This is a genomic window from Companilactobacillus formosensis (assembly GCF_005405305.1).
Classification (GTDB): domain Bacteria; phylum Bacillota; class Bacilli; order Lactobacillales; family Lactobacillaceae; genus Companilactobacillus; species Companilactobacillus formosensis.
In genome coordinates this window covers 68,864-86,675 of sequence record NZ_BJDU01000003.1, presented here as the reverse complement: position 1 = coordinate 86,675, position 17,812 = coordinate 68,864, and the positions used below count along the sequence as shown (strand labels likewise).

At 37.4% G+C, this 17,812-nt stretch carries 20 protein-coding genes; all 20 read right to left on the bottom strand.

Going from position 1 to position 17,812, the window contains the following annotated elements; genetic code table 11:
* Positions 1-197: 197 nt before the first annotated feature.
* The gene (locus FFM65_RS04495) at positions 198-1,148 is read right to left on the bottom strand and encodes a peptidoglycan recognition protein family protein (protein WP_119317859.1); all 951 of its coding nucleotides are present in this window, start codon (positions 1,146-1,148) and stop codon (positions 198-200) included.
* Complete coding sequence (locus FFM65_RS04490; protein ID WP_119317858.1) at positions 1,148-1,567, bottom strand: phage holin family protein; 420 nt, start codon at positions 1,565-1,567, stop codon at positions 1,148-1,150. Before FFM65_RS04490 ends, FFM65_RS04495 begins: the two co-directional genes overlap by 1 nt.
* Before the next feature lie 39 nt (positions 1,568-1,606).
* Positions 1,607-2,035: a hypothetical protein gene (locus FFM65_RS04485; protein WP_119317857.1), complete on the bottom strand. Its 429-nt coding sequence runs from the start codon at positions 2,033-2,035 to the stop codon at positions 1,607-1,609.
* Between the two features lie 47 nt (positions 2,036-2,082).
* Entirely contained in the window at positions 2,083-3,759 is a 1,677-nt protein-coding gene (locus tag FFM65_RS04480) for a phage head spike fiber domain-containing protein (protein ID WP_119317856.1), read from the bottom strand.
* Complete coding sequence (locus tag FFM65_RS04475) at positions 3,760-3,972, bottom strand: hypothetical protein (RefSeq protein WP_119317855.1); 213 nt, start codon at positions 3,970-3,972, stop codon at positions 3,760-3,762.
* On the bottom strand, positions 3,956-4,174 hold the full coding sequence (locus FFM65_RS04470; protein WP_119317854.1) for a hypothetical protein: 219 nt from the start codon (positions 4,172-4,174) through the stop codon (positions 3,956-3,958). The genes FFM65_RS04475 and FFM65_RS04470 overlap by 17 nt, the downstream gene beginning before the upstream one ends.
* Positions 4,175-5,893 carry a phage tail spike protein gene (locus tag FFM65_RS04465; RefSeq protein ID WP_119317853.1) on the bottom strand — a complete coding sequence of 573 codons (1,719 nt, stop codon included), beginning with the start codon at positions 5,891-5,893 and terminating at the stop codon, positions 4,175-4,177. It lies immediately after the preceding gene.
* Positions 5,890-6,591 (bottom strand): hypothetical protein, encoded by a 702-nt coding sequence (locus tag FFM65_RS04460; protein WP_119317852.1) that lies wholly within the window; start codon positions 6,589-6,591, stop codon positions 5,890-5,892. Before FFM65_RS04460 ends, FFM65_RS04465 begins: the two co-directional genes overlap by 4 nt.
* Before the next feature lie 34 nt (positions 6,592-6,625).
* Positions 6,626-10,450 (bottom strand): phage tail tape measure protein, encoded by a 3,825-nt coding sequence (locus FFM65_RS04455; protein ID WP_255311484.1) that lies wholly within the window; start codon positions 10,448-10,450, stop codon positions 6,626-6,628.
* Positions 10,451-10,686: 236 nt separating this feature from the next.
* A complete protein-coding gene (locus FFM65_RS04450; RefSeq protein WP_119317850.1) occupies positions 10,687-11,820 on the bottom strand; it encodes a phage tail tape measure protein in 1,134 nt (377 codons plus the stop codon).
* 207 nt (positions 11,821-12,027) lie between these two features.
* Entirely contained in the window at positions 12,028-12,369 is a 342-nt protein-coding gene (gpG, locus tag FFM65_RS04445) for a phage tail assembly chaperone G (protein ID WP_119317849.1), read from the bottom strand.
* Positions 12,370-12,437: 68 nt separating this feature from the next.
* On the bottom strand, positions 12,438-13,031 hold the full coding sequence (locus FFM65_RS04440) for a major tail protein (RefSeq protein WP_119317848.1): 594 nt from the start codon (positions 13,029-13,031) through the stop codon (positions 12,438-12,440).
* A gap of 38 nt (positions 13,032-13,069) precedes the next feature.
* Positions 13,070-13,483, bottom strand: a complete 414-nt coding sequence (locus FFM65_RS04435; protein WP_119317847.1) for a hypothetical protein — start codon at positions 13,481-13,483, stop codon at positions 13,070-13,072.
* Between the two features lies 1 nt (position 13,484).
* Positions 13,485-13,862 (bottom strand): HK97-gp10 family putative phage morphogenesis protein, encoded by a 378-nt coding sequence (locus tag FFM65_RS04430; protein WP_119317846.1) that lies wholly within the window; start codon positions 13,860-13,862, stop codon positions 13,485-13,487.
* Positions 13,859-14,182, bottom strand: a complete 324-nt coding sequence (locus tag FFM65_RS04425; protein WP_170176902.1) for a phage head closure protein — start codon at positions 14,180-14,182, stop codon at positions 13,859-13,861. Before FFM65_RS04425 ends, FFM65_RS04430 begins: the two co-directional genes overlap by 4 nt.
* Complete coding sequence (locus FFM65_RS04420; RefSeq protein WP_119317844.1) at positions 14,175-14,516, bottom strand: head-tail connector protein; 342 nt, start codon at positions 14,514-14,516, stop codon at positions 14,175-14,177. The genes FFM65_RS04425 and FFM65_RS04420 overlap by 8 nt, the downstream gene beginning before the upstream one ends.
* An 11-nt stretch (positions 14,517-14,527) precedes the next feature.
* Positions 14,528-14,776 carry an Ig-like domain-containing protein gene (locus FFM65_RS04415; protein WP_119317843.1) on the bottom strand — a complete coding sequence of 83 codons (249 nt, stop codon included), beginning with the start codon at positions 14,774-14,776 and terminating at the stop codon, positions 14,528-14,530.
* A gap of 5 nt (positions 14,777-14,781) precedes the next feature.
* The gene (locus FFM65_RS04410) at positions 14,782-15,915 is read right to left on the bottom strand and encodes a phage major capsid protein (protein WP_119317842.1); all 1,134 of its coding nucleotides are present in this window, start codon (positions 15,913-15,915) and stop codon (positions 14,782-14,784) included.
* Positions 15,916-15,971: 56 nt separating this feature from the next.
* Positions 15,972-16,583, bottom strand: coding sequence for an HK97 family phage prohead protease (locus tag FFM65_RS04405; protein WP_371851275.1), 612 nt, complete (start codon positions 16,581-16,583; stop codon positions 15,972-15,974).
* Positions 16,540-17,811 carry a phage portal protein gene (locus FFM65_RS04400; protein ID WP_119317840.1) on the bottom strand — a complete coding sequence of 424 codons (1,272 nt, stop codon included), beginning with the start codon at positions 17,809-17,811 and terminating at the stop codon, positions 16,540-16,542. The genes FFM65_RS04405 and FFM65_RS04400 overlap by 44 nt, the downstream gene beginning before the upstream one ends.
* Between the last annotated feature and the right edge of the window lies 1 nt (position 17,812).

The window sequence follows — 17,812 nt, the reverse complement described above, 5'->3', positions numbered from 1 at the left end:
CTACCATGCAATGATTTTTTTATTTATTTTTAGACAACTAAAAAAAAGCCCACCACCTAAATTAATAGATGATGGGCTATTCTGACACTATCAAAGCTAGTTCAAAATCGAGATAGTTTTATAATGTTGTCCACATCAATGAACAACATTAAGATAACGCATATTATTATATTTGTCTAGCATTTACCGCTTAAAATTTATCCTTTATATCCAGAGCCTTGAGCATATTTGAGTGGTAGATACATGTCCGTGGCAATTTTGTAGCAGTAACCAACTTTAGGAACGTTAACAACCGCTACATACTTCCAGGCTGAACCACCATCGAGATTAGCACCTACTACTTCGCCTTTGAGATTTACGGCATGTACAGGGATGTCTGAATTGATCAGTACTTTGCCTTTGAACGTGGTAATTGATTGAGGAATGTAGATGTCTCTACCAATCAAGTAATGAGGCTTGCCATTAATCATCTCGATACCCAATGATACCCAGCCAGTGTTGGGGGCAATGTTAGTAGTAGGGTTAGCTGAACCGTCGAGCTTATATGTCGTATAGCCTTTGATATTGCCATTTAATACAGTAACAACGTTGTTGATATTAGTAAACGTCTTCTTAGGTGCTACTGGTTCGCTGATTCCGTTGGCAATGTCATGAGCTAGTTGGTCTTGTGTAATACCCCAGAATGGTTCCAGGTAGCTAACCACTGGATCAGTATGTGAACCCCAGATGTTATCGCTAATCCATTTGTGTGTTTTAACTCCATTTCCATAAGCATCAAGTGTAGTAGGGATGCTAAATTCTTGAGCCTTGGCACGTGCGAAATTAACGAACACTTCGTAGTCCTTCTTAAAGGCGACCTTATCGGTAGTTCTAGCTAGTTCAATTTGAACTGGCGAGTTGGCATTAGCATAGCTACCTGCTCCCCAGGCTTGATAGCCGTCAGCACCAACTTGATAAATTTTGCCACCGTCACCAATGACGTATTGGACGTACGTTTGAGTTGTCGCCCAATTATTCTTGAAGTAGCTTGCGTTGGCTTTGGCGCCGATATTTGTCGTTTCGTGCAAAACAATAAATTTATTAGTTGTACGTTGGGATGAACCTTCATAAGTTCCTAATTCAAAAGTATTGTCAACATTAAAATTCATTATTTGTCCTCCTTATTTTCGTTCTTTGGCTCGCCATTTTCAGCGTAATCACTAAGCTTATTAAGCCTATCCTTGATAAAGTGTGGTAATGGTAAGCCCATTTGTCCTACGTTCTCTGTGATTGACGTAGCATACATAAAAATCCACAACCACAGAACCGCATCGCCTACCCACTTATATCCGATAGCAATTGACCACGGATAAAGCAACCAAACTAGCAATATGATCGTGATATGAATAGCAAATCCTTTTTTTCCGATTGAACTGTCGGTAGTGGATGTTACTAGTGATTTTGAAATTCCAGTTATCACATCAGCGAAAATTAAAACTGCCAGTGTGAATAATAATGGATTTGTGTCTAAGTGTTCCATTGCGTCAATCCAATTCATTGGACCGACGTTTGGTAATGGTGCATACATATATATTTCATCTCCCCGTTTTTTCGTAAAAAAATAAGCCTATAAGGCTGTGATTTTGGTAATGTGGCAATCCTGGATATAACTAACCTTAAAGTATAGAACGTTTGAATTTTCGCTCCAGTTTCCTAATTCTATTCCATTGTTTACACCGACAAATGAATGATTTTTTAAATCCTCTCTTTTCACGGTTGCACTATATGGAATTTGAGGAGAGGGATCAATATACCAACTAATTTCCAAGCCTGCTAAGTTACTCCAATCATTATTTATTTTTTCAAGCTTTATGTAATTATTCTTATAATTACTAGTGTCTTTTTCCGAGACATTCGTATCTCCTTCCCAAATAACTGTCCCACTAGCCAACATATTCTCATATACCAATTTGTTATTATAGTACATCTTTCCAATAGTCTGTTTACCTAAATGTACTTCACCCTTGATTGGCTGATTATTAAGCATTAATCCCATAATTTTATATCTCCTATATCAATTTTTAAATTCATAATCTAACCTCCTTAAGCATCAGGAATCACATACATAATTTTCGGATTAACAGTTCCAGTTTTAACTAAAGCATCATAGTCGGCTTGACTGATTGAAGTGATCATGGTCTGAACAGTGTTCTGAAGTGCTGTAACGTCCGTCTTGTCGGCTTTTTTCGTGATTCCCTCATTGATAGCTTGAACACCGTCTTTATTTTCAGTCACGGCATTAGCAAGTTCCGCAATGGTATCAAGTGTTTCGGGAGCCGCACCGATAATTCCCTTAATGGTTTGCTCGGCGTATGTTTTGGCTTGTCCAACACCTGTAGAAATTTTACTGTCGACCTCGGCATTTGTGGAGTAGTCGGCTAAAGCGTTTTTGATAGATGTTTGAACACTTCCGTCAGTCGCAATATCTAGTGGGTTGAGCGAGTAATCAGTTGCTATGGGTCCTTTTTCAAGTTTTGGCCCTGCAATGAGCAAGGTATTGATATTGTCATTAGTTTTTTCAATACGCGCATTTATTATGCCATCAGTGGTTACGGTCGCAGTTCCTGAGACCCTTTGCCATGTCTCATTTAAAGAAACCACCACTTTCCCATAGTTTGTAATAATCGTACCTGAGGGTGAAAAATACATACTAGATTCACCAGCACCACTTTTGTATCTGGCATACACTGAAAAGGTATAAGTATCACCTTTCTTAGCTTGTAAATTTTGTCCTAAGCCCTGCCAATTAGCGTTCGTTTCCATGACTGTTAATCCATTAAATTTTTCACCAGTTTTACGCCAGTTCGAAAAGTAAGTCCATAAACCAGGGTTATCAAAATCACGAGTATCTTGGTATAAGTTAGTCCTGACACCACTAATATTTTGAGCGGCCAAATCCAATTGAGCTTTCAAAGCGTCATATTTATTTTTAACGTCTGTTGCTTGGCTATCTAAACTATCTAAAGATGTATTTAAATCTGCAACGTCTTTATTAATTAATGCTTTGAAGTCGTCATAGTCGCCTTGTAGCGTTGCCAACAGTGCTTTAAATCTGTTTTCGAAGTCTGCTTTTTGCTTACCAAAATCAGTTTCAAAGCCGCTTGTTTGATTATTAAAGTCACTTGCTCGTTTGTTTTGAGCATCTGTAAATTCTGTCTGTGAATTACTTTGGAATGTACTCCACGCCTTTTTAGCAGCATCTAAGTCTTCCTTTGACTTATCCACGAAGTCAGTCATCTTGCCGGTTAATTCTGCAACTTTATTATCAATCTTTGCATTTCCGTTATCGGAAAAGTCTTTTAAGGCTGAAACATAAGATTCGGCTTCCTCGATTAATGTTTCAAAGTCATCAATATAACTGCCTGCTTCTTTTATTGATCCGATTCCTTGCAGCACGACTAACTTCACGCTTGATGTGGAGTCGTCTCCGATTTTGAAATACATATTTCTGAAGACACCAACGTTTGTGTACATTTCATCTGGAAACTTGACTTTGAATGTATTTCCCGACTTATCGGTCACAGCCTGCTTAATTAGTCGTTGGTCGGGTGTTTTGGCGATGAGTTCAACATCAACTTTGGATAAATCGGTGTACTTTTCGAATGACTTTCCTAAAGTAACTTGTAGCTCGTCGCCTGTGTCACCTTGACGAATCTTTAAAGGCAGCTCGTAAATTGGAGTTGTCTTGTCTGTATCTAATATGATTGGCGGTAATGCCATCTAGTTTTCCTCCTTTTCCATTAAAGTTTTAGCTTGTGTTCGAAATTCTTCGAAGTCTTTTTCGATTGTGTCCATATCTGATCTGTCAATAATCGTTTCGGAAATATTAAAAGTACCAGCACCATTCAAGTTTGCATTGAAGTTTGCCAGCACGTCATTATTTTCGTTTGTAGATGTCCCGTTTAAATACACAGTTCTACTTGTTTTTAACATTATTTTCCTCCTTCAAAATGTAATCGCCAGGAAAAGCCTCAGGTGCCTTGTTAAACACCTCTTTAATTAATGCTTGTTGCTTTTGCAATTGAATAGCCATAATCATGTTTTCGGAATCCGATTGAGTTAATTTTTCTTTATATTTTTCAATCAATTCGTTAGCAGTCACTTCTGCTACCTTATTTGTATTTAATTTTTTCATTTAAATTTTTCTCCCATCCACATACACGGGTCCTTGTAAATACAGTCCTGACGCGTTACCGGAAATGTTTCCACTAACGTGTAGATATTGAATGTTAGCATTAACGGCCTTATCGATATCACCGTCCACAGTTAAAGCGGGTGTTGAAATACCATAACTAGCGACTGAAGTAGAAACCTGTCCAGCCGAGTTAAGAAATTGAGCATGTGACTTAGTTTTGATTGACCCAGCTACGAATTGAGCACCGTCAATAATTCCACCATTAATGTTTCCACCATTGATGGTAGTACCTGTCAAAGTATTGCCGGTTATAGAATCCGCATAAATTCGACCATCAGCAGATAGCCCGTTCATTACAGTTCCATCGTTTTTGTGGAAACCTGCACCAGCATCGTCTAATAGCCAATAACCATATGAAGTGTGAATTTTCATTTGAGTGGCATTCATTAAATTTGGTGACCACTCGATTTTATTGTTCCCACCATTGTTCATGACTTTGGTCATGTCCGATTGAGTGTTAGCTACGTCCTGCTTAACTTTGTCAATGCGGCGTTGTGCTTCTGCTGCGGTACTTTCTAGATTATCTTGAACGTCGCCGATTGCATCATTTGTATCTTTAACATCCTCTTTTACATCAGATACATCTCCGGAAACGTTATCAATTTTCTTTTCTAAGTTATGAAATACTGATGTAGCTTGAGTACCTGCTTTAATGACTGTTGCACTTTCATTAATAGGGTCGAATTGCATTTCATAAATTCTTAGTTGAACATTGATATCAAAATCGGGATCATAAATCTTAGCAAAGTCAGCAAGTTCAAACTTCTGTTTTCTAAGACTTCGATATTCAAATGTATTGATTTCAACATCATATGCTGGCTTATCGATTCCTGGATTGTCATTGAAATAATTGTTTGCTTCCGCGGAGAAATCCTTTCCGCCTTCGACTGCACTAGAAAAGTCCACTGCTTTCAAATACTCGTGCTGGTATTTTGAATAGAGTGGACTTTTTATTTTACTTCCATAAATGGGTTCTTTATTTTTTCCCTCTCTAGGCTTGTAATAAGGGATGATTGCTGTTACTAATCCATTAAGTGAACGTTTTACAGATATATTTGAGATATTCTTTCCTTTTCTCAAAACAATTGTCTTAAAATCATCGGCCTTAGTTAAATTCATATTGAATTTATCTTTTAACACGTATGTACCAGTTACTTTAGCAATTGAATTGGCTGAGCCTAGAACCATTTCATTGATGTTAGTATTAGGTTCAAAAATAACGTTAGTGTCTGTAAACTGCTCATCAATGTCAGTTGTCAAGCTGAACTGACTTGGCGTATTAGTGGCATTCTTGATGTAATCCAAAATATACGATGCTGTAAATCCATCAATTGGAATTTGACTTTGAGCCATGTAATTATTAAGAATCACACTAATATGACTACATGAAACCTTGACATATCCAGATGTGGAATCCTTATCGATGTCAGTAATCATAAACAGGTCATAATCTCGAACTGAATCAGGTTTAACTTTCACTATCATTTCTTCTTTAACAACATTATAGAATCGACTGTTCTTGGCCAATTCAAAGTCAAATGTATAAGCACCATTCAGTGTATTTTGAACAATAGCACTCTTTTGAATAATCCCAGTTATCTTACCTAATCCATTACTAGTGAAATCAGTTTCATCTGCTTTGTATAAAATTGGTGTCATATTGTTCGCCACCTTGGTCTAACGATTACTTGTGATACATCCCCATCCCAGGAGATTTTATTAACTCCACGAGAGAGAGAGGGAAATTCGTCTATAGTCGTATTCTCATTAACGAATGTGATGCTCCCATCGTCTTTGGTCTTAAAAGCATCTTGGTTTTCTTCAGCTGAATCCAACTCAATAAAACCGTCAATGTTTAAATCAAAAGTACGATCATTAATTTGAAATTTAACAGCGCCATTACCAGTAATTTTGAAATATGGTTTCGCATCAAATAAAAAAGAACTAACTAGCTCAAAAGGTTCTGAGAAAGTTAATTCTTTATCGATTTCAAAATATTTAAACGCTGCTGCTGACAATTTATATTTATAGATTCTAGCATTAGATAAACGTGTAATTCTATCAACTTCCACATTATCGATGTTCTTAACAAAGTATGTAAAATTAGGGTCTGTATATATTCTAAATGGCTTATAATCAAATCCGTCAAACAATGTAAATAGCTGACCCTCTAAGTTATATCGTTCCTGTTCGGTCTTAGCCATGGTTGCGAATTCTAATTCGAATTCACGATTCTCGTATGAATTTTCATCAGAAATTAAAGCTTTGCTAGAACCATCAATACTTGTCAAACTCCCTTTTCGCTTTGGAAGCGGAATTTTAACAAATGATGTAATACGTGAATTTAATACATCCACACTTGAAATATTATCGATTACAAATTCTCCATCTTTAATAGTTAACTCCTCCTCCCTGAGCTAGTATATTTCTATCATCTTTTCGCTTAATTTCTCTCATTACCTTATCCGCTAGCTTTCTAATATCCATGTCACTTGAGACAGCTGCTTGAATGTTGATTGTGTATTCATTGTGGTTGTTTACAGGACTGTTATTGACTGGGTTACTTGAATTAAAGTATTGAGTTGTCTGATTAGTAAGACTTGGACTTAATTCAGTAAAGTCTTTAACAACGCTTGAATATCCAGGAGTACCGTTAGCATATTGCTTAATTCCACCTAGCAAACGGTTAGTTTGATTAGCTGGCACAACTTGTGAATGTCGTGGAAGTGCCATTAATATATTTCTACCAGTTGGTACGAAACTTTCGCCGGTTGGTAGATGAATCAACTCACGGAATGTTGAGCCACGTTGATCATTGACCATAGCTACTTCACTAGAATTAAAATCGCTAGTACCATTTTCTAAGTGCAATGTTTTCTTAACAGTTTCGACAACCGTTCTAAGTGTCTTAGTAATGATGTTAGGCTTGCCTTGGAATCCACCAATAGCATTAGTAGCATTGTGGGCTGGGCCAGATGCATCATCTTTAGCTGGTAAATGTTTAGGTGGAACTTTTAAACCGTTATATCCATTAATATGTGACTTGGCATTTGTTACCTTGTTTAATAAATCAACGTTATTACCAGGAAGCTTCTTTATCTTTACCTTTTTAGCGTTGTGCTGATTCAGTGCGTTTTTAGCCGTAGTAATTTTACCTAAAACATCAATATTGTTACCTTTTAATTTTTTAATTTCAACGGATTGACCATTAAAATGAACGACGGCAGTTTTACCGACTTTAGTCTTAGAAATCAAGTCTTTATTTTCGGCTTTTAATTGCTTGAGTTGAGCTGGTTTCAAATTATAACTTTGTAATCCATATCCGGCTTCTCTTAAAGCTGTCATGGCTGACTGGTCGTGAATTATCAGATTTTTTTGTGAGTCAGATAATGCGTCAAAATTACCATAGGAAACAACCAAATTAGCTAAATCCATTGCACTATTGCCAGTGTTTATAATTGCATCTTTTTCAGTAGTAGGAAGTCCGTTCCATTTTCCTTCTTGAACTAATGCAGCAATAATAGGAGCACTGGCTTTATCATTTACAATTGCATCCTTGGCTCCAACATCTAAGTTTTGCCATTTACCAGCAGTTGCCAATGCTGTAACAATCTTTCCTGTTGCTTTATCATTTACAACTGCATCTTGAGTTTTTAAATCTAATTGATTCCAAATTCCAGATTTTTGTAATGATTCGACAAGTTTAGCAGTAGCTTTATCGTGAATGATTGCATCCTGTTGTTTCAAGGTTAACCCGTTCCATGTACCAGCTTTTATCATCGCATCCACAATAGGTGCAGTAGCTTTGTTATTAATAACCAATGATTTTTGTTCAGGTGTTAAGTTGTTCCACTCGCCTAAATTGTTCAATTCATCAACAAGTTCGGCATTGCCCTTGCCTTCGATAACGGCTTGTTTAGCACCGATACTTAATTTGTCCCAATCACCAGCCTTTGTAAGCAAATCAATCATATCTTTCTCGCCGGAAGTTTTAACTAAAGCTTCCTTTTGGTTAACAGTTAAATTATTCCACTCACCTGCATCAATCATAGCTAATGCAAGTTCTTTTCGGCCCTTGGCTCGAACAATAGCGGTTTTCTGTTCAGGTGTTAGCTTATCCCAATCTTTGATTTGCTTAACTACGCCAGTTAATTCTTTATTACCTTGAACTCGAATCATTGCCTTCTTTTCATTCCATGGTAGTGAATCCCAACGGCCAGATTGAATAGCAGCTTCACCAATCATCGACTTAGCATTACTGTTGATTTTGGCATTCTTTAAATCAAATTTAAGTCTTGCCCAACCTTGTTCAGTCTTAGCTGTATCGTTGATTGTTTCTTGAGCGTTAGTCTTAATCTTTCCAGTTTTTGGATCTAGAACTAATGAGTTCCAATCTGAACCAGCTTTTTTAGCAACGGTTCCAATCTTGCCGTATTCCTGGGCGATTGCTGAAAGCTTAGCTTTATGGTTCTTAGCTGTATTATCTAAGGTCTTATCTATATCGTTCCAGGTAATTTTTTCCTTGTTCATCAAATCTTCAAGTGATGTGGAATGTCTAGCACTGTAATTATTTTCCAACTTATCAATAGCTTGTAAATTCTTAGTCAAACTATTCTTGTGACCGTCCCTTAATTGAGACATGGCCTTGCTGTAGGCTTTCTCGCTTAATAGCCCTTTGTCACGATAAGATTTTAATGACTTAGCTTGTTTTTGATAAGCTTGCTGTTCCTTTAGGGATGTCTTTTCAAGTGCATCAATAGTTTGCTGAGCTTGTTGTTCAGTTAAACCTTTGACGCTACCATTCAAAGCTTTCATTACAGCAACTTTCTTCTTGCCTGTAATACCAAGCAATTTGATTTCGTTACTGCTTAATTTCTCTTGAGAGTTTTGAATATAAGTACGTTGTTCATCAGTTAGTTTCTTAACATTTCCATTGTGTGAACGAAGAATACCCGCTACATTAGAGCTTAATTGTCTTGATTGAGAAACAATCTTGTTGTTGCCAGATTTTTGCTCATTAACAGATTTTTCAACCGTACTTCTAACTGTATCAGGTAGGTCTTTCAAGCCTTTTGTTAAACTTTGGTTGGCTTTCTTCCCAGTATTCTCAATCTCTTTACCGATATTCTCAAAAGCTTTAGCAGCAGTCTTACCATTGGCTTGAGCATTGTTACCAAACTCTCCTAATGCTTGACTAGCTTGGCGGTTGAAACCTTGAATCTTGGTTAATGATCTATCAGCACTAGCTCCAACATCAGAACCCCATTTAGCTACTCTTTGGCTTGATTCATAGGCTTTCTTTCCATATGTTTCCCACCAAACACCACCAGCTACTAATGCTGCAGTAGTCAATACGATTGCACCAGTCGCTACTGGATTAGCGGCGGCAAATGTTAATACAGCAGAGCCGGCAGTTTTAACTTTACTTCCAAAAGTAGTGAACGTATTAGCTGAACCAGCTACTTTTTCACTGGTTGTAGCAACACTAGTAGCAGTAGTTCCAACTTTAGTAGCGAAGTTTCCACTTTCATAAGCAGTTTTACTGAATCCGGCCTTTAAGATACCTAGTCCAGTAGCTCCCTGCTTACTTGCACCAACCATTCTTGACATTCCAAGCAATGGAGCTACGAATGCACCAGATAATGCACCTAGTCCACGAGTTGCACCACCAAGAATTGATAATAATGGTCCAATAGCAGCGGCAAATGCAGCTGTTTTAACAATAGTCTGTTGCGTGGACTTATCTAAATTACCAAACGCCTTAACTACTTGAGTTGCATCTTTTACAAGTGGCATCAATGTTGGTGTTAGTTGATCACCAATGGTAATAGCTAAAACGTGTAGTGACTCTTTAAATTGAGCAAGCTGAGCGGCTTTAGTGCTGTTCATGGTATCAGCAATTTTCTTAGTTGAACCAGTAGCCTTTTCAGTCTTCTCAGTCAACTCAGTTAAGGCATCTCCACCTTCTGATACCAAAGCATTCATACCAGCTTGGGCTTCTGTACCGAACGCAGTAGCAATAGCTGCCGCACGTTGTTCTTTTGTCCAGCCCTGGGTATTAGTCTTAATCTTGTTAAGAATTTCAGGGAGCGTTAATGTGCCCTTCTTAAATTCAGCAACGTTAATACCTAATTCTTTAAATCCAGCAGCGTTTTGTTTCGATGGTTTCATCAGTCTTGTTAATGCTGAACGTAAAGCTGTACCTGCGACTGCAATGTGTTATCGTACGAGTTCTTTATCTCGTACTTCATTATGTTTCCATAATGTTCAGACTATATTTTCATCCAATATAAAAATTGGCGCTAACTCTTCGTGGATATTTTTCCATACAAAAAAAACTACTATATAACATAGTAGTGTTTGCTTAGGGTAATTTATCTAGTCGTTACACCTTCCGTGAGTTTCCTACACGGCTTGGCTCGGTCTTGACATGATTATATATAATTTTAGTGTTAACCGAATTGAATTAGTTCTTTTTCAAAGAGATTACTCTCTAAGCGGGCCAGTGAGAGCAGGATTTTTATTATTCTCGTTAACCCTTCGATACCTTGATTACTCATCAAACCAATAGCAGCAGCTGTTTCTTCCAAACTAATTCCGGCCGCGTGTGCAGTAGGTCCAACATAGGTCATTGCATCGCCCATATCTTGGAATCCAGCAGCGGTTGCATTAGCTGTATAAGTCAAACTATCGGTTACACGTTGGGTATTCTTAAGCATTCCAGCTGTTGTATTAGATTTCAATCCAAACTGTTCAAGTGTTGATGTTGAAACAGTCATAACAGAATTGAAATCATCGCCAGAAGCTTTAGCCGCATTCAAAATACTTGGCATAGCTCCAAGTGCCTGTTTAGCGGAATATCCACGTTTGACCAACTCTTCAAGTCCAGAATTAATTGACTTAGTAGAAATACCGTATTGCACTGACCACTTCTTAGAAGCATCAGCCATTTGAGTCATTTCACGTCTGACTTGTCCGGCACTCTCGCCATTAGCTTGTAATAGCGGACCGATGTTTTTAATTTGAGAATTAAAATCAATAGCAGACTTAGCGGCATAACCAAAACCAGCCACAATAGGTGCTGTAACGCGCGTGGTCATAGTTGAACCCATTGAACTCATTTTTTGTCCAGCTGATGTTGCCGCAGAACTAAATTTCTTGAGATTGTTAGCAGCTTTATACCAACTTGTTTCTTGTTGTGCTATTTGACGTCCTAAACGTCCCATCTCGGAATCGAGTTGGTTCATAGCACTTTTAGTTCTATTGATTTGACTAGCAGCGTTTTGCTGTCTACGAGTTAACTTCTCTTGTTCACCGGCTGTCTTAGCAGTCTGAGAATTAAGTTTTTGATAAGTTGCTTCTTGTTCTTTAAGTCTTGCATTATAGTTGCTCATTTGTTGAGAGAGAGTAGAATAATGAGTTCTCATTGAATTAAGTGCATTACCATAGGCTTTTACGTAGTTATCTTGCAGTTTTAACGCTGTGTTTGTGTTCTTAATCGTGGACATTAAAGCTGCTGATGATTGTTTAAAAGGGTCAATATTTAAGCTAACAGTAGCTGCTAAATGTCCTAATGATCCAGCCATATCTTATCCCCTTTCTTTATGAAATCTAGGCAAACAAAAAAGGAAACGCCTTATCAATGGTGGTTTCCTTCTCTTCATATATATGGTTAATCCGTTTAACGTCATCCATGGTCATAGAATCCAAATCAGCTAATTTATAACCCTGACCCATTAATGATTTATAAAACTCATCGAGTTTGTTAAGCGATTCCTTTAAAGTCTGCTCAGTTATTTTTTTGCTTTGCTCTTATCAGTATCGATATCATCCGGGTTCTTAACTCCTAAACATTGATCAATAATATTTGAGATAACAGTTACATTTTCACCGTCTGCCCCGTTTAAGAAGTCTTCTTGTGTGAATTGGTCCTTAAAGAATTGTGATGCAAATTTAGCAATTTCCTTTGAATTGTTATCAAAGTCTTTGTCAGTTGGGCCATCATTCTTGCCATACATTCTAACTTGATGCTGTTGTAATACCAATGCTCTAGTAATTTCCTTCAAAAAAGGTGGTTCAGTACGTTTAAATTGTTCTTTCTTTCCATTGATAATTAAGTTAACTTCATAAGCCATATATATTTCTCCTTTAAATTCAATTCCGTCCGCCACCGCTACCAGAGAGGGAGTATGCTCTTAATCAATTACGCCTCAGGTGCAGGTGTATCTAAAGCTGTGTAGTCGTCTGCCGTCTTAGGAAATACGAAGCTCTTAAACTTTTCTAAGTCAAAGTCAGCATTGTCTTCACGACCAATTGCAACCATGATTCCATCTTCTGAATCTCCACGAGGAGCAAATGTACCTGTAGTTTCATCAGCATTTGGATCAGGAGTACCGTCTACGGTCTTAGTATCAACACCAGGTAGTGAGAATTTACCTTTAAGCATTGCTACGTGAATCTTTGTACCGTCATCCATTTTTGTGTCAAACATGATTGCAATATCATTAGGCTTTAGGTTCTTGTTATAAAGTTCAACTCCGTTTTTGACTTCAATCCCAAAGAAATCTTTTCTCGCTTCGGAAGCAATATCTAATAACTTGATATCCAAAGTGGCTTCTGAAATACCACCAGAAAGAGTTACATATGGACCATCATCTGCCGCAATAGCCTTCATTTCATTTTTTAAATCCATTTTTGCTTCAGTTAGTCCTGGCATTTTCTTAGGACCATCGGCCACTAAATCATCCTTTACGACTCCATAATAAAAATTAGATGCACCAAATTTTGCTTTTCCCATTTAATAAATCTCCTTGTTTTTTTGTATTAAAAAAAGCCTTAGTCCTCGTTTGGACTAAAACCTTGATATTCAAAGTTTCCTTGGACCATTTGTAGGTCCGTCATGTCAACATCACGATTGTGATTTTTGTAATATCGTTCGAATCCGTGAGCAAACATTTTATCGTAAATCATTTGTTCTAACTTTAATAATTCTTCAACCTTATAATTCAATATCCAAAAATCTATTTGAACTCGTGGATATTCAATTAAACGTTTATCATCGGCATAAGTTACCTCGTCACCTGGAATTGCAGTAATTCGAATCCAAGGGGCGTTTTTATTTTGGATAAAGCCCTGGTCTGGTGTGCCTGTATATATTTGAGGCACATCGATTTCATTCCCACGAATTTCATTCATATAATTATTGATCTCATCAGAATTTAAAAAGCTAAAAACGTCGTACTCATTCATATCAGTCACCAACCTTTAAGTTATCAACAAATATTTGAAGTACGGCATCTCTAGTTCCGTCTTGAGTTTTCTCGATAAAATGTTGTGGGTCTTGCTTGGAAGTTCCAGAGTTTGGAAAGTGAGCAATAGGTCCTTTAGTCCGGTCATATCCAACTGGTACTTCATATTCACCAGTTTTAACTGAAACACTTCCAACTTTCATGTGATCACGTAATGGACCCTTTCCAGAGTGGTCTTCGGTGCTGACAGGCGTATTCTGTGCCAATGTTTCACCAAAATGCTTACCACCATCCCGTACCGCTTTTCTAGCCTTGCGGTCATAACCTGCTTCAAGCATTTTAATGTTACTTAAAAGTTCTTCAGCTCCAGTTACTGTCATTTTCCATCCACCGCCTTGCATTCCAATTTAGTTAAATCCCGCTTATCAAAATCCTCATCAATTCCGGTTATTTGATAAATGTTTCCACGCCACTTTACTTTCCAGGATGAATCAATCAATCTTTGAGGCTCAAACTTAATAGCGAAATTAGGTGATTCCTTACGATTACCAACTTTAGTCGTGGCGTCTTTAAACTCCCTAATTGGAGTATTAAGAACTTCTGCCCAACAGCTAAATAATGGCACATCCTTTTGTGGAACCATCACGCCGTATTTATTTTGAACTTCTTTACTTCCAAGAAATTCAATACGCTCAGTCATGTGAGTCAGTCTCATTACTATCGACCTCCTCAGCACGCAATTGACTGATAACATTGTTGATTGTTGTGTTTTGTAATGGGAATCTCATGACCTCCGAACCAGTTCCACGATAGTAGTAGTCTTCTTCAACATATTTCATGAGAGCAACAAAGAATCTATGATCAGAAATAAAATCACTAGGTTGTTTTGTGCTAGAAATAGCGTGAGCAATCTCGCTAGCTCCGGATTCAATCAATTCATTTAAAACATCATCATCAAAGTCCTGGTCAATCTTGCAGTAAAGTTTTAGTGTTTTAAATTGCTGGTCGGTTAAAAGTTTGGTATTTTCTTCCATTAACTAACCTCCTATTCGGTGGCTGTTACTGTAACTTCACAAGTTGCCGTCTTACTACCGTCTTCTGTTGTTACTGTTATAGTTGTTGTACCAGCAGAAACAGCAGTTACCTTACCAGCTTTTGGTGTCACTGTAGCAACCTTAGAATCGGACGTACTAAATGAATAATTCAAATTATCCGCATCAGATGGCTCAATGCTTGGCTTTAAAGTGGCTATATCACCTACTTTTAAAACTAGTTTTGAATTATCCAATGTCACGCCCGTTACGCTTTTGGGGCTTCACCTTGTGTTAAGAAGTAACCAGCGTTTTCATCAGCTTTTACAGCACAGAAACGTGTAACTGCTTGTAGATATTGACCGTAAATATCGTTGTCTACCCAACGTACTTGAATATCCAATCTGTCAGCCATAACAACGGCACGTTGCAAATCACCAATCCAAGCGTGAGCTTCTCCAGCTAGACCCAAGGCAGTATCTTCAACTACAATCACAGGAACACCTAGCAATGTGACTGGTGAACCGTCAGCGATTGGTTGATGTAGTAAATATTGGCCATTATTGTCCTTTAGAGTGTCTAGATAGTTATAGAAGCTTTGTGATGCAACAATTGACTTATTATAAGCAGGATCAAGGTCAACGTTGAGAATATGTTTAATATCGTCTACAGACTCGCCGGTCACTGTTTTTGCTGTGAATGATTTAAGAATTGTTGAAATAGCAACATTAGTTGTATTGATCTTTTGTTCTAGAGCGTTTCTAGATACCAATCCAGTTAAATCAATGGCTGAATCTTGAATAGCTTCGTTTGAAATTGGAATAGCACCACGATATGTATTAATCTTCCATGGAATATTTTCAAAATCAGGCTTTGCTAGTTCAGGATTCTTTGCCAATTCTTCAACGGTATTTAGTGTTGCTGTTGCACGTTTCAAAATTGGATATTCACCACTTGCTGTTGTAGCTGCAAAGTGTTGAACCAATTGAGATAAGTCAGTTGCTGATTTAACTTCGTTTTCAGGATTATAAACAATTGATTCTGGAATTGTTACACCAACGTTAGGACTTGTGATACCATCACGAACTTCACCCTTAGAATGTAAGAATTCATTCAATGACCGCTTTTCTTCATCTTCTGCACTAATTTTTCTACCTTCTGGTTCTTTGTGATTGTCAGGGGTCTTAGCAGTAGCTTCGTAGTTTCTAAGCTTTTCTTTGTCAGCTTCGATTTGTTCGTCCATTTTACGAACTTCACTTGCAGCCTTATTAGCAGAAGCAATTTCTTCGTCTGTAGATTCTTTGTTTTCAAGAATTGAGCGAGTTTCTTTTGCTTTCTTACTTCTTTTTTCTTCTTGATCCGCAATTTTATTGCGTAATTCTTTAATAATTTCTGTTAGCATTAACTAATCTCCTTATTTTTTGAGTATTAAAAAGGTCACCGATTAAGCTCAGCAACCTATTTCAAATAATCCACATTTAGTTTTCGTAAAGCTTCTTGTCGTTTAAGCTCTCTGGCTTTAATTAACGGTTCTTCTTTTAGTTTGTTAACTACTTCCATTGAACGTTTGCCTACAGACACGTTTGTATCCGCATAGGCTGGTGTGGTAACAATCGAAACATCATACAATTTATCGATTGAGAGAATTGTTCTTTCATACTCCACACCATCAATATCTGACTCATGCCATTCGCTTCCGCTACCATCGTCTGGCAACGAGAATGCGAAAGAACATTGAGACAAGATTCCCATTCTGACTTCTTCTAGCACATCGTTTGCAGTTGTAGTATTTGGTAAATCAATTTTAAATCTCAATCCGGTATCGTCCTTGGTCAAAGCTAAATTGACACCTGAACGACCTAACAATTTAGATTGATCGTGGTTAAAAGTGGCTACCACATTACTCATGTCAGTATTATCAAGGCACCGTTTATCTAGTGTTTCGATAAAATAGTTGTCAGCTAAAGGTTGTGAACGTGTATTAAATTTAAGTGCATAGCCTTCAACCGTTCGTGAATTTTCTTCGTCACTTCTGACTTCCACTTTGGTTTGTGTTGTTCTTAGTTCCATTAACATCACCTCCTTTCGGTTGAGCCTTATTATTCTTTTGATATTCATCTTTCAAGCCCAAAGAAACTGTGTTTAATGTTGATTGATATTCATTCATTTCAGAAGTTTTATCATCAGCTTTCTTACCTAATTCGGCTCTAACTTCATTAGGCGTTAAGACATTATGTTCGACCATAGCCATCAGTTCAGTGACTGGTCTTGCTGTTTGTTTACGAGTATCAAATTCAAAATGGTACTTGTGACGTTCTTTATCAGTCAGTAATTTCATTTCAAATTCACTAACGATTGGCTCAAAGTAAAACGGCAAGTCATTACTGATATATCCAGCCGCTAACTGATTCACCGATTGGTTAGGAGAATTAATTGCCAATTTATAGGCTGGTATTCTCATTGCTTTAGCAATCTGTGATGTGGACCAATTGTTGGAATTAATTAAATTCAGAACGCTTGTATCTACTTCTAATGGTTGATAGTCCATTGTCGAATCAGTAACGATAGGACCGTTTGAATCGCCTTCTTGAGCATATTCAAAATCAGTTCTAATCTTTCTACGTGCTTCTTTGCTGAGCTTAGCTCCATTAACCTTTAAAATTGAGCCTTTAAGACCTGACTTAAAGAATCGTCCTAGCGTATCAACACCAGACTTTTGTAAATTGATTTCGTCTCCAAGCGATAAAAGTGGCGACCTACCAACAATCCCGTCGGAACTAAAGAATTTAAAATGTATAACATCTTCTGGTTCTAAATCAAACGACTTTCTGTCATCTTCCGGGTAAAACGTATAGTAATATTCACGTTTTACACCTGGTCTATCTCGATAATTAATTGCCACTTGTGAAGGTGGGAAAAATTCTAATTCTATTGCTTTACCAGCGTTCTTACCGTATGTCGTAGGGTCACGAATAATACGTGTGTACGAATTACCAGTCAAAATCGCATTAACCATCATGGCAAATTTCCAGAAGTATGCGGAACTATCATCATTAGATTTCTTATTTAATAGGTAGGTAACAGTATTCTCGTCCACAATTGAATCATCACTATCTCTAATTTGCAAAATAGGGAATCTAGCAACATCACCAGCCACAATCGAAACAGCAGTCAATACATCTGAATTATTCAAAGCACCGATTCCCATAAAATTTCGATTGCTTGGCAAAATACCGTTATTCAAATAGTCCATAGCCCAATCATTGCTAGAATCATTTAAACTTCTAAAAAAGCTCATC

What these genes read in the sequence shown, in the direction of transcription:
- FFM65_RS04495 (WP_119317859.1), bottom strand. Translation starts at nt 1,148, where the DNA reads ATGAATTTTAATGTTGACAATACTTTTGAATTAGGAACTTATGAAGGT.
- FFM65_RS04490 (WP_119317858.1), bottom strand. Translation starts at nt 1,567, where the DNA reads ATGTATGCACCATTACCAAACGTCGGTCCAATGAATTGGATTGACGCA.
- FFM65_RS04485 (WP_119317857.1), bottom strand. Translation starts at nt 2,035, where the DNA reads ATGGGATTAATGCTTAATAATCAGCCAATCAAGGGTGAAGTACATTTA.
- FFM65_RS04480 (WP_119317856.1), bottom strand. Translation starts at nt 3,759, where the DNA reads ATGGCATTACCGCCAATCATATTAGATACAGACAAGACAACTCCAATT.
- FFM65_RS04475 (WP_119317855.1), bottom strand. Translation starts at nt 3,972, where the DNA reads ATGTTAAAAACAAGTAGAACTGTGTATTTAAACGGGACATCTACAAAC.
- FFM65_RS04470 (WP_119317854.1), bottom strand. Translation starts at nt 4,174, where the DNA reads ATGAAAAAATTAAATACAAATAAGGTAGCAGAAGTGACTGCTAACGAA.
- FFM65_RS04465 (WP_119317853.1), bottom strand. Translation starts at nt 5,893, where the DNA reads ATGACACCAATTTTATACAAAGCAGATGAAACTGATTTCACTAGTAAT.
- FFM65_RS04450 (WP_119317850.1), bottom strand. Translation starts at nt 11,820, where the DNA reads ATGGCTGGATCATTAGGACATTTAGCAGCTACTGTTAGCTTAAATATT.
- gpG (WP_119317849.1), bottom strand. Translation starts at nt 12,369, where the DNA reads ATGGCTTATGAAGTTAACTTAATTATCAATGGAAAGAAAGAACAATTT.
- FFM65_RS04440 (WP_119317848.1), bottom strand. Translation starts at nt 13,031, where the DNA reads ATGGGAAAAGCAAAATTTGGTGCATCTAATTTTTATTATGGAGTCGTA.
- FFM65_RS04435 (WP_119317847.1), bottom strand. Translation starts at nt 13,483, where the DNA reads ATGAATGAGTACGACGTTTTTAGCTTTTTAAATTCTGATGAGATCAAT.
- FFM65_RS04430 (WP_119317846.1), bottom strand. Translation starts at nt 13,862, where the DNA reads ATGACAGTAACTGGAGCTGAAGAACTTTTAAGTAACATTAAAATGCTT.
- FFM65_RS04425 (WP_170176902.1), bottom strand. Translation starts at nt 14,182, where the DNA reads ATGACTGAGCGTATTGAATTTCTTGGAAGTAAAGAAGTTCAAAATAAA.
- FFM65_RS04420 (WP_119317844.1), bottom strand. Translation starts at nt 14,516, where the DNA reads ATGGAAGAAAATACCAAACTTTTAACCGACCAGCAATTTAAAACACTA.
- FFM65_RS04410 (WP_119317842.1), bottom strand. Translation starts at nt 15,915, where the DNA reads ATGCTAACAGAAATTATTAAAGAATTACGCAATAAAATTGCGGATCAA.
- FFM65_RS04405 (WP_371851275.1), bottom strand. Translation starts at nt 16,583, where the DNA reads ATGGAACTAAGAACAACACAAACCAAAGTGGAAGTCAGAAGTGACGAA.
- FFM65_RS04400 (WP_119317840.1), bottom strand. Translation starts at nt 17,811, where the DNA reads ATGAGCTTTTTTAGAAGTTTAAATGATTCTAGCAATGATTGGGCTATG.